The sequence below is a fragment of the Bacillus sp. A015 genome (assembly GCF_053851875.1).
The window spans coordinates 184,737-196,608 of sequence record NZ_JBSPZB010000001.1 but is presented as its reverse complement, the minus strand read 5'-3'; the positions used below and the strand labels follow the sequence as shown (position 1 = coordinate 196,608).

5 protein-coding genes are annotated in these 11,872 nt (G+C 42.8%); all 5 read right to left on the bottom strand.

Going from position 1 to position 11,872, the window contains the following annotated elements; translation table 11 throughout:
- Positions 1-19 precede the first annotated feature (19 nt).
- On the bottom strand, positions 20-2,125 hold the full coding sequence (locus ACSLGF_RS00975; protein WP_456001550.1) for a glycoside hydrolase family 48 protein: 2,106 nt from the start codon (positions 2,123-2,125) through the stop codon (positions 20-22).
- 33 nt (positions 2,126-2,158) lie between these two features.
- Positions 2,159-4,009 carry a glycoside hydrolase family 9 protein gene (locus ACSLGF_RS00970; RefSeq protein WP_456001548.1) on the bottom strand — a complete coding sequence of 617 codons (1,851 nt, stop codon included), beginning with the start codon at positions 4,007-4,009 and terminating at the stop codon, positions 2,159-2,161.
- A gap of 428 nt (positions 4,010-4,437) precedes the next feature.
- A complete protein-coding gene (locus tag ACSLGF_RS00965) occupies positions 4,438-8,751 on the bottom strand; it encodes a PolC-type DNA polymerase III (RefSeq protein WP_456001546.1) in 4,314 nt (1,437 codons plus the stop codon).
- A gap of 73 nt (positions 8,752-8,824) precedes the next feature.
- Positions 8,825-10,522, bottom strand: a complete 1,698-nt coding sequence (locus ACSLGF_RS00960) for a proline--tRNA ligase (protein ID WP_456001544.1) — start codon at positions 10,520-10,522, stop codon at positions 8,825-8,827.
- 80 nt (positions 10,523-10,602) lie between these two features.
- On the bottom strand, positions 10,603-11,868 hold the full coding sequence (rseP, locus tag ACSLGF_RS00955) for an RIP metalloprotease RseP (RefSeq protein WP_456001542.1): 1,266 nt from the start codon (positions 11,866-11,868) through the stop codon (positions 10,603-10,605).
- Between the last annotated feature and the right edge of the window lie 4 nt (positions 11,869-11,872).

Sequence of the window (11,872 nt, the reverse complement as noted above, 5' to 3'; positions counted from 1 at the left end):
GCAGCTTGATTTTGACCTACTAGTTGATGAGACGATGATATTCAGCATAGGCAGTAGCCATATCAACTTGCGACCAGAAGCGGTGATAAGTGAAAACAGGCGCTCCATCTTCCCATTTGCCTGTTGCTTCATTAAACGATGCTTGATACTTACTCTCAAGTGCAGACCATGCTGGATCTTGTTTTATTTTCGGACGAAGATCTGCAAAACTCGTATAGACTCCATTACCTCCCCGCTGTGGATCAGACGGGGTGGTGTTGGCACCAGGGATTTGATTCCCTTGACCAAATGTTCCGTTCCACCCATTTGGGAAATATACTTCTTTTTTAAAGAAGCGATAGTAGTCTTCTCTTTCTTCCTCTGTGACAATTCCAATGCCATCATTGTAATTCCATGCAACATCAAGGAGCTGTGCAGCTATATCTTTTGCTCTTATGCCAAGGGCTGTATAGCTTCCTGTCTCTTTCTTTGTGGCAGCCGCAAAGAATGTTAAGGCTTTGACCAGACTCCCTAGGACGCCAGTATCTTGAGTTGGATCTTTTGTTACAGCTGTTAAGTTTGGATTTCCTGTTGCAGACTGGAACCCATTCCAAGTATCAGGCTGTCCGCTCCAAGCTATATTTCCAGGAAGCCAAAACTCTCCAGGTGCACTCGTTGTCGCAACAGCAACATCCGTTCCCCCTAGAATTCTTTGTCCTTGACCATCTAAAAAATACCCTTCTTGGTCCGTCACAGGACGTGTGCCAATAAAAATGTAATCTAATGAATAGTTGATCCATTTTGTCATGACAGATTTGGCCATTTGGAAATTTTCAGATGTTTTGTCTCCATCTTTCGCAAAAATGTAATAAAGCTCTGCTACGCGCTCGATCGGCCATGCCTGCATCCCAAACCAGTTATTAGACGGAGGATCATGGTAAACAGGCGCATCTTCATATGCCATATCGTAAAATGTGCTTCTTCCTGCAGGATAAGCACTATAGTCTCCATTCCAGCTGTTGGTTGCGCCTCCTGCAATCGCTCCCTCTTTTGATTGAAGCCATACGTAAAATTCAAGCTGTCTCTTTAACGTTTTCTCCCAATCGCTTGCACCAGTAGCTGACGTTGGCTTTAAGCCTCCTTTATCTGAGGATAAAGCATAAGCAGCGACGGGGTTTTGATACCCTTGGTGACAATGGCTCGCACCAATACGCCATGACCAATTTGCATAATCTCCAAGTCCCCCGCCCCAAGAGGTATACCATGCCATTAAGTGATGACAGGCACTCTTTCCATTCCCAGGAGACGGATTGCCCTGCTTTCCACTTCCAATTGTTTGAAAATATTTATCGTACATACCGTAACGGAGAAAATCACCCATTTTTTTTGCTTTATCAAGGTAGGTTGGCTGATTATAGCCAAGTTCCTTTGCCCAATACATCGCCTGGACAGCACGCGCATCAGCGTCCGTCGCATTTGTATAGCGCCACTGGGCAGCTGGCGCTTGATTTTCTTTTGTGAACAAGCTCATGAAACCTTCATTCGGCTTTCCCAATGTTTTATCATCTTGTGATGGATGAGGGATGGCCTCCCATACTGATTCCTGCGGACCACGCTGAAATGTGTTTACATATGCGGCTGTATGTGATGGATTGAGTAAATTCCCATACCCATACCAGTTGTCTACATCAAGGAGCCAGTGCATTAAATACGTTTCATTTGTCCCATACGTTGATTTCAGTTCGCTATCAAGCGGATCTTGACCAGCAGGACGAGCGCCGCTCAGCTGGCTTGGATATTGATCTGGATATGGCTTTTCTGAAGCATATGTCGCTGGACTTGACGGATTGTAAGAGCTCATATGTGGCTGTTCGTCATTTCCGTCTTCCTTTACTGGGATGATGAATTTCTCCATATTGTCCCAAGCAGCTTCTAGCTTGCTCCAATCTCCGGTGTAATGTCCATATAAAACTTCAAGCCATAGCCAGTAGCTATATGCCTCTGAAGTCGTCATATGCCCATAATCAGGTGCCTCACAAATGAGCGTCTCAATTGAGTGATACGGAATACCCTCTGGTGAAAAATATCCATTCGCATCATTTTTCAACTGATGATAAAGCGTTAAAAACCGTTCTTTGTTTGTCATGTCCCTCACCCTTTAAATTGATATAGTTGATTTTTATTTGTCTGGAAGCGTGCCAAATACTAAAGCACCATTGTCAAAGACAGGAATCCTCGCTGTTTTTTGCATACTGGATGTTAACCCTTGAAAGGAATAATCATTTGAGGCATCCCATATATTCGCACCATTTGGCGCAGATAATCGAAATTGTATTTCCTTCTTATGCAGTGATTCTCCTCCAGGAAAAATAGCTACGCCAGTAAAATCGATTTCTGTAAAATATACATGGGATGATGCGTCATATACCGTTAACGGAGATAGGGAAGCGCCTTCATTGTAGGCTGACGTCACTTGAATATCTTTTTCAGTGAATCCCTTTGTAAAAACCTCGCTAAGATTGACGTAATATCTAAAAGAAAGTGTTTGACTGCTTCTTGCCGGCCAGCCTGATCGATTGTATAAAATCGCTTTTACCTGAGTAGATGTTGTATCGTTATTCATCACAGCTGCCTCTACAAAAAACTCATCCTCCACCTTTTCTTTAGGCGGAAAATTTGGTAGCTTGGATTGTCCCTTACCAAACAGCTGCACCAGTTTGGCTATATTTCCAGTAAAGGCGGCATTATAGTCAGTCGCTACCTCGTTTGATACATAATCAGAGATGTCATCGACATATTGATCTTGTGCATTAGGGCCCCCAACAAGCGCTCCATAAAGAGTGTGCCGATGATATGGAGGATTTGTCAGTTGGTTAGACCATGAGCCATGTGCAGTTCGGTGATGTGGATGCATCGGCGGGTTTTGACCAAACCCAACGACATAGCTTCTATTTAGCGGATTATCACCTAGCATATAGTGTGTTTGCTTGATAGCAAACGTTTGGTATCGATTCTTTTTTTCTTGATCAGAAACCCAATCAGCGTATACAAAGGCTAAAAATGCTGCATTTGCTGTATAACGAAGTGACCCCCATTGATCCAGCCACGCCAAACCGCCAGGCGTATAAGTGATTCTTTCTACTTTTCCATTTTGAACAAGACCTGTGGTCCAGTAATCGAGATTACGCTCTGTCGATTCTATAAATCTTTTCTCCTTCGTGATTCTTGCGAGTAAGATTTGTGAAGCAAAAAAAGTATTGTCCCACGACATGGTAAACGTATAATCCCAATCTTTCGGCCATTCTTCTACCGCCTTTAACGCTTGATCTAAATATGACTGTTCATTTGTCGCCAAGTACAGCCATATTCCTCCCCAAATGAGCTCGTCAATATAGCCGCTCCATGAGTTGTAAAACGGCTGAGCATTGGTGACACAATCTGTATACTCTCCGCGATATTGATCAGCAAATGCATAAAGCTGTTTTGCATGTGTGAGAAGCTTTGCTGCATATGACGCATCTGTCTCTTTAAAAATGATAGAACCTGCTGCTAAAGCTGCCGCAGTTTGTGCGGCTACTTCTGTCCCTGGACAATGTTCATCAATTTTAAAAGCTGGCCGGCTCATTGGCATCACTTCTGCTGGTCCCCACCAGCCATGATCAGCGTTCCCATCACCTACTTGCGCCCAAAATTCGTTCGGACCTGTATGTGCTTTCAAAAAATAATCGGTTGCCCACTTGATTTGAGCTAACATATCATCAAGCAAGTCTGCCTCTTCATAAGCTTCTCGGTATTCATATACTGTCCATGCAAGCACGGCTGCAGAGTAAGCCATCGGAAGTCCAAATTTCACATGATCACCTGCGTCATACCAGCCGCCTGTTAAGTCATGGCCCACATCCTTCCCATCCTCTAGTCCAGAATCACCCCGCCAGTTGAGACGGTTGTTATTAGGGAGCCTTCCAGACCTCTGCGCCTCGTAGAACAAAATTGATTTTTGAAGAACCTCTACATAGTTATAAGATGACATTTCCCTATTGTTCACCCCTTCTTTTTCGTGCAACGTGAAACATTGATCAATAGACGAACCACCTCCTTTTTATTTGGTGCGTGATCTGTACAGTTTTGAAAAGAATCAAACATGTTTCAAAAATAAGCATAGTAAACAGCAATCAGCTTTACGCTCATCGAAGGTTTTCTCTGATTCTCCTTGTGACTGTACCCAGAATGATCATATGTCAGATGAGAACATTTCAGACGGCAAAATTCTCTTTTTTGCTCTATTTGGGTAGAAAGAATGACACACAATCGCTTCTCTTAAAACATCACGTTAAATCAAGATATATGAACGATTAAGAAAATAATTCCAATTGGTGAAAAATGTTTTTAGTTAACATAATAAAATGATTGTCTATAATAAAAAGAACGCCCCTTTGAGGGCGCTCTTCATTTATCACATTAAAACAAAGAAAGCTGGTTTTGATCAGGCAGTGCTTCTAAGCAGCCTTGACGATCCAAATATTCAAGAATAGTCTTAGAGACTTTCCCGCGTTTTTGTAGATCTTCTTTTGATAGGAATTCACCATCTTGACGTGCGCGTACAATATTGAGCGCAACGTTTGTTCCGAGCCCAGGGATCGAGTTGAATGGCGGAATTAATCCATCTCCATCTATGATAAATTCTGTTGCACTTGAGCGGTATAGGTCGACTTTTTTGAAATGGTAGCCTCTTTCGCACATTTCAAGTGCAAGCTCTAGTACAGTTAATAGGTTTTTCTCTTTCGGTGATGCATCTAGACCTTTTGAGTTAATATCGTCCATGACAGCTCGAATCGCATTCGATCCTTTTGTCATGGTTTCGATATCAAAGTCATCCGCACGAACGGTAAAGTATGCCGCGTAATACAGAAGTGCATGATGCACCTTGAAGTAAGCTATCCGAACAGCCATTAATACATAAGCAGCCGCGTGGGCTTTAGGGAACATGTATTTGATCTTTTTACAAGAATCAATATACCAGTTCGGTACATGATTATTCTTCATTTCCTCTTCCCATTCAGGAGGAAGTCCCTTCCCTTTACGAACAGATTCCATGATTTTAAAGGCAAGTGATGGTTCTAAGCCTTGATAGATGAGATAGACCATAATATCGTCACGGCAGCCAATCACTTCGCTTAGTTCACACGTTTTATTGTGTATGAGCTCTTGCGCGTTTCCGAGCCATACATCTGTACCGTGTGATAGACCAGAGATCTGAACGAGCTCTGAGAAGGTTGTTGGTTTCGTGTCCTCAAGCATTTGCCGAACAAATCTTGTCCCAAACTCTGGGATTCCGAGTGTTCCTGTTTTACAGCCAATTTGCTCTTCTGTTACACCAAGAGGCTCCGTCCCTTGGAAGATTTTCATGACTTCAGGGTCATCTGTCGGAATGGTTTTAGGATCGATTCCGCTTAAGTCCTGAAGCATACGAATGACCGTTGGATCATCGTGCCCAAGTATATCCAGCTTCAGCAAGTTATCATGGATCGAATGGAAATCAAAATGCGTCGTTTTCCAATCGGCTCCTGTCGCATCAGCTGGATATTGAATTGGGGTGAAATCGTAAATGTCCATATAATCCGGCACAACGATAATACCACCTGGATGCTGGCCCGTTGTCCGTTTTACCCCTGTACATCCTTGCACGAGCCGGTCGATTTCTGCGCCTCTCATATGAAGATTATGATCTCCTGCATAGCCTTTCACGTATCCATATGCCGTTTTTTCTGCAACGGTACCGATTGTGCCTGCACGGTATACATATTCTTCACCGAACAGCTCTTTTGTATAGTTATGTGCGTGCGGCTGATATTCCCCTGAGAAGTTCAAGTCGATATCAGGGACTTTATCTCCTTTAAAACCTAAGAACGTTTCAAACGGAATATCATGTCCGTCTTTTTTATACGGCGCACCACATTCTGGACAGTCTTTATCAGGAAGGTCAAAACCTGAACCAACAGATCCGTCATTAAAGAACTCAGAGTGCTTACAGCTTGGGCATACATAATGCGGTGCAAGTGGGTTCACTTCTGTAATCTCTGTTAATGTCGCAACAAGGGATGATCCGACAGATCCCCTTGAACCAACAAGATATCCATCATCTAGTGATTTCTTAACGAGCTTATGAGAGATTAAATAAATGACGGCGAAGCCATGACCAATAATACTTTTTAATTCCTTCTCAATACGGTCTTCTACGATTTTCGGTAATTCATCTCCGTAGATGCTGCGTGCCATTTGATAGCTCATTTCCCGTATTTCTTCATCTGCACCTTCAATTTTTGGTGTATAAAGATCCTCTTTGATTGGTTTAATGCTTTCGACCATCTCAGATACTTTTATCGTATTCGTCACGACGATCTCTTTTGCTTTCTCCTCTCCTAGGAAAGAGAACGCTTCTAGCATTTCATCTGTCGTTCTAAAATGAACTTTTGGCAGTTCATGACGGTTAAGCGGATTTGCACCACCCTGTGATGAAATTAAGATTTTACGATAAATTTTGTCTTCAGGATGCAGGTAGTGCACATTCCCAGTCGCCACGACAGGTTTATTCAGCTTTTCACCAAGCTTCACAATATTTGTGATAATTTCTTTTAATGCACGTTCATCTCGAACAAGCTCTAGCTGTAGCAGGTGCTGATACACTTCTGGCGGATGAACCTCTAAATAGTCATAAAATGCTGCAATGTCTTCCACCTCATCAGGTGACTTTTGCATCATTCCTTCAAAAACCTCACCCTTATCACAAGCCGACCCAACAATCAAACCTTCTCGATATTTCTCAAGCTGTGAACGCGGAATGCGAGGCACACGGTAGAAATAATGAATATGAGAAAGTGAAACAAGCTTGAATAAATTCTTGAGTCCCGTCTCATTTTTCGCAATCACTGTCGCATGGTAAGGACGTGAGCGCTGGTAAGCATTGGACTGACCCATGTTTTCATTCAGTTGGTCATGGTAGGCAATCTCTTTTTCAGCCGCATCTTTTAGCATCTTCAGCATCAAGTAGCCTGTCGCTTCTGCATCATAAATGGCGCGGTGATGCTGCGTGAGTTCAATATCAAACTTTTTACAAAGTGTGTTCAGCCGGTGATTTTTAAATTCCGGGTAAAGGAATCGACCGAGTTCAAGTGTATCAATGACAGGATTTGATGCTTTATCTGTTTTTAACAGACGTTTATACGCTGCATTTAAAAAGCCCATATCAAAGCTCGCATTGTGCGCAACAAGGATGTCTTGTCCAATCCACTCTTTGAAATCCCGAACAACATCAACGACATCTGGTGCATCTCTGACCATATCATCGGTAATACCGGTTAACTCAATGGTCGTCGCTGATAACGGGTGATGAGGATTTGCAAATGCCTCAAAGCGGTCAATGATTTCCCCGTCTTTTATTTTCACTGCTGCAAGCTCAATGATCGTATCATAAACAGCAGAAAGCCCGGTTGTCTCTACGTCAAATACGACAAACGTCGCATCCTCTAACAAGCGGTGCTCTGGGTTATATGCAATCGGCACCCCATCATCGACTAAGTTGATTTCCACACCGTACATCATTTTGATGCCATGCTTTTTACTTGCTGCATATGCATCTGGAAAGGATTGCACAACGGCATGATCTGTAAGAGCAATCGCTTCATGCCCCCATTTCTTTGCTTGTTCAACAAGCCTGCCGATGCCAGTGACAGCATCCATTTGACTCATTGGGGAATGCAAATGAAGCTCAACACGCTTTTCACCCTTAGGTGCTGTATCTTCTTTGAGCTGAGGTTTCATTTCATTGACATCATTGGCGATCATGACAAGATCTCTGACAAACGTATCGTTTTGAATGCTTCCTCTTGCTTTCACCCACATGCCTTTTTTCAAGGATTTCATGAGCTGGGCATCTTCTTTTTCTCTCGCAAACATTTTGATCAAAATACTGTTTGTATAATCCGTGATCTTAAAGATACAAAGCGTTCTGCCGCTTTTCAGCTCGCGCGTTTCTGCATCAAACACGTAGCCTTGGACGGTGATTCTTCTTTCCTCGTCCATAATACTATCTAGCGTACGAATTTCTTCATTGTCTTTGATTTGATATCCAATCATCAGAGGGCCTGATGGCACTTCCTCCTGATCCTCACTTTCTTTCTTCTCCATCTCAGTGAGGGCTTGCATGGCTCTTTCTTGATCTTCAGCGAGCTTTTGTTCTCTGAACTTCTGAATCTCTTGATCTGATACGAAAATTTCTGTATCAAATTGCAGCTCAGGAAAACCAACTTGTTTCAATGCAGCCTGGAGCATTGGGCTGTACTTCTTTTTGATCGCCAAAGCCTCTGTTTCGCTTTTCGTTTTGATGATGATTTTATGCCCAGACAGCGCCGGTTTTTGCTGCTGAAGCAAGCTGATGATTGGGGGAGAAATTCCTTGAAGCTCTTCCACACAATGTGACCAATACGATTGCACAAGCTCCTCAGATATGTGCGGATCATTGACTTCAATCGTACAAGTGACTTGTGCAATATGAGAAAATGCATTTGTCAGCCTGCTCAGAAACATTGCATATACCTTGTAAGGCAGAAGTGCCTTAAATTTAAAAAGGAAATGCCACGTTTTCGTCGCCTTATGCACCGTCAATTTGACGATTTCACCTTCTTCAAAGTAACGACTGAGGTCATCATCTGTCATTTGAATCTGATTGAGTAATATATGAAATTGCCGCCGGGTGATCGGTAATTGTTCATCCAAGACAGGACCCTCCTTTTGTAAATCAGAAAGGTACCTCTTTTCTACAGGAGGTACCTTCATTTTTTTGTTCGTTTTATGCTTGGCGTATAAATGAAATCAGTTCATCAACAGATACTTCATGTGATTCACCTGATTTTCTAAACTTCACTTCTACAATACCTTCTTCTGAACGTTTCCCGCAGCTAATGCGAACTGGCAGGCCAATTAAGTCACTGTCTGCAAATTTCACACCTGCACGCTCTTGACGGTCATCAAAAAGTACGTCAAAGCCCTCATCTTCTAAGCGCTCGTATAACGTTTCAGCCAGTTCTTTTTGTGCATCATTTTTCATGTTTAATGCAAGGAGATGAAGGTCATATGGCGCAACTGTTTCCGGCCAGATAATGCCTTTATCATCATGATGCTGTTCAACAATAGCTGAAAGGGTTCTAGAGATACCGATGCCATAGCAACCCATGATCATTGGCTGCGCGCGTCCATTTTCATCGAGGTACGTTGCATCCATGGCCTCAGAATAACGTGTGCCCAGCTTAAAGACTTGTCCTACTTCAATTCCTTTTGCAAACTGGATCGTGCCTTCTCCATCTGGAGAGGCGTCTCCTTCTTGAATCAAGCGAAGATCTGTAAACTCTTTCACTGACACATCACGTGCAGGGTTGACATTGACATAGTGATAATCAGATTCGTTTGCACCTGCAACTGCATTTGTCATTCCTTTTACAGCGAGGTCTGCATAAATAGCTACTTCTGCTTCTAGCTTTACAGGTCCAACAAATCCCGGCTCTGTTCCAATGACTTTTAGCACTTCTTCGCGTGAAGCAAGCTCTACAAGCTGTGCTCCTACCAAGTTCTTTACTTTCACATCATTTACTTCGTGATCACCTCTTGTGAGGACAAGAACATACGCATCATCTGCTTTAAACAAAACAGACTTGATACATGCCGATGGAGCTACTTCTAAGAATGCAGCAACGTCTTGAATCGTTTTTACTTGCGGCGTGTGTACTTTTTCAAGTTCTTTAAAGTCCGCAGGATTTGCTTCTTCTCCGTGATACACAGCCTCAGCCATTTCAATGTTCGCTGCATAAGAAGAAGTATCAGAATAAGCGATTGTATCTTCTCCTACTTCTGACAGCGCCATGAACTCATGCGTATCTTTTCCTCCCATTGCACCAGAATCTGCAATGACTGGTCTAAAATTAAGACCCACTTTGGAGAACACATTAGAGTAAGCCGTAAACATTTTGTTGTATGTCTCATCAAGGCTTTCTGGTGAAGAATGGAATGAGTAAGCATCCTTCATAATAAATTCACGTCCGCGCAGTAACCCAAAGCGAGGTCTTTGTTCATCGCGGAATTTTGATTGAATTTGATAAAGTGTCAAAGGAAGCTTCTTATACGATTTCACTTCACTGCGTACTAGTGATGTGATCACTTCTTCGTGCGTTGGGCCAAGCGCGAACTCGCGGCCATGACGATCTTTCATACGCATGAGTTCTGGACCGTATGTATACCATCTTCCTGACTCTTGCCACATTTCTGCTTGCTGCAGCACTGGCATTAACAGCTCAGCTGCTCCTGCCTTTTCCATTTCCTTCCGAACAATGGATTGAATATGCTGGATGACTTTATGAGCCAGCGGCAGGTAGTGATAGATTCCACTTGTATTTTGTCTAATGAATCCAGCTCTTACTAATAACTGATGACTTTTTGCCTCAGCATCTGCCGGCACCTCTCGAAGAGTTGGAATGAAAGTCAGGGATTGTCTCATGTCGTTACACCTCATTTATGAAATAGGACTTCTCACAAAAACTCTTGTTTCCCATGATGAGAAACAAGAGACATTGGTTTTTATAAAAATAATCGCTGGATGTCGTTCCACGTAACCACTAGCATTAGCAGCATGAGGAAAGCAACACCGATGAAGACAACAAGTGCTTCTTTCTCACGATTAATTGGTTTACCGCGAATGGCTTCAACAAATAAGAAAAGTAAACGTCCTCCGTCTAATGCAGGAATCGGTAATAAATTCACGATTCCTAAGTTGATGCTGAGGAACGCTGCAAACTGCATTAATGTTAACACACCTTGTTTGGCTACTTCTCCTGTCATGTCGTAGATCCCGACAGGACCTGCCAGCATATCTAGTGAAAATTGTCCTGTGACAATTTTTTGCAAGTTCGTTAAGATAAGACCTGCCGTTGATATCACAGTCGTTCCTGAAGATGAAATGACTTTTAGAAATCCATTTTCCGTTGGCGGGTATGATCCAAAACGGCCAATGTTTTTCCCGTCTGCTTTCACAGCTTCTGGTACAACCTGCACAGTGCTTTCTTTGCCGTCTCGGTCAATGACGACATTCATTTTTTTCTCAGGGTTTTTTTGAACCGTTTGAACCACGTCTGTCCAAGAATTCATTTTATCCCCGTTAATCGAAACGATTTCATCCCCCTGCATGAGACCAGCTTGCGCCGCTCGGCCATCTTTCGTGAGCTTACCGAGCACAGGATCATCTACGGTTACACCTTGAATAAAACCTAAAGCGACTAAAATCACATATGCCAGGATAAAGTTCATAATCGGTCCAGCTGCGATGGCTTTAATACGCTGCCATACCGTTTTTGAGCCAAATTGACGATTGTATGGTGCGATTTGAATTTCTTCACCATCTGCGATATAGAAGCTTGTTTGACTCACATTGTAGCCAGTCAGAATATCTTCATTTCCAGCTTCATATCCTGAGATTCTCATGGCATGATCTAAATCAATCTGCTCGACCTCGATGACAAGTGCATCAGGATATTTCTCTTTATCATTTAAAATGATTTTTTCTACTTCATTTTGCTCATTGAATAAGAGCCCCACTGTATGACCTGGTTTAATTTCAATGACTTCAGGGTCCTCTCCCGCCATTTTGACAAATCCACCGATTGGTAGAAGTCTAATGGTATAAACCGTTTCTTTTCGTTTAAAGGAGAAAACCTTTGGCCCAAAACCAATTGCGAACTCGCGGCATAAAATACCCGCGCGCTGCGCCATAATTAAATGGCCAAGCTCGTGGAAAAAAACGAGCGTTCCAAAAATAATAATAAACGCAATCACTGTATTCACGAACATACCA

Excerpts from the sequence above, each read along its gene's own strand:
- ACSLGF_RS00975 (WP_456001550.1), bottom strand. The coding sequence starts at position 2,125 with ATGACAAACAAAGAACGGTTTTTAACGCTTTATCATCAGTTGAAAAAT.
- ACSLGF_RS00970 (WP_456001548.1), bottom strand. The coding sequence starts at position 4,009 with ATGTCATCTTATAACTATGTAGAGGTTCTTCAAAAATCAATTTTGTTC.
- ACSLGF_RS00960 (WP_456001544.1), bottom strand. The coding sequence starts at position 10,522 with ATGAGACAATCCCTGACTTTCATTCCAACTCTTCGAGAGGTGCCGGCA.
- rseP (WP_456001542.1), bottom strand. The coding sequence starts at position 11,868 with ATGTTCGTGAATACAGTGATTGCGTTTATTATTATTTTTGGAACGCTC.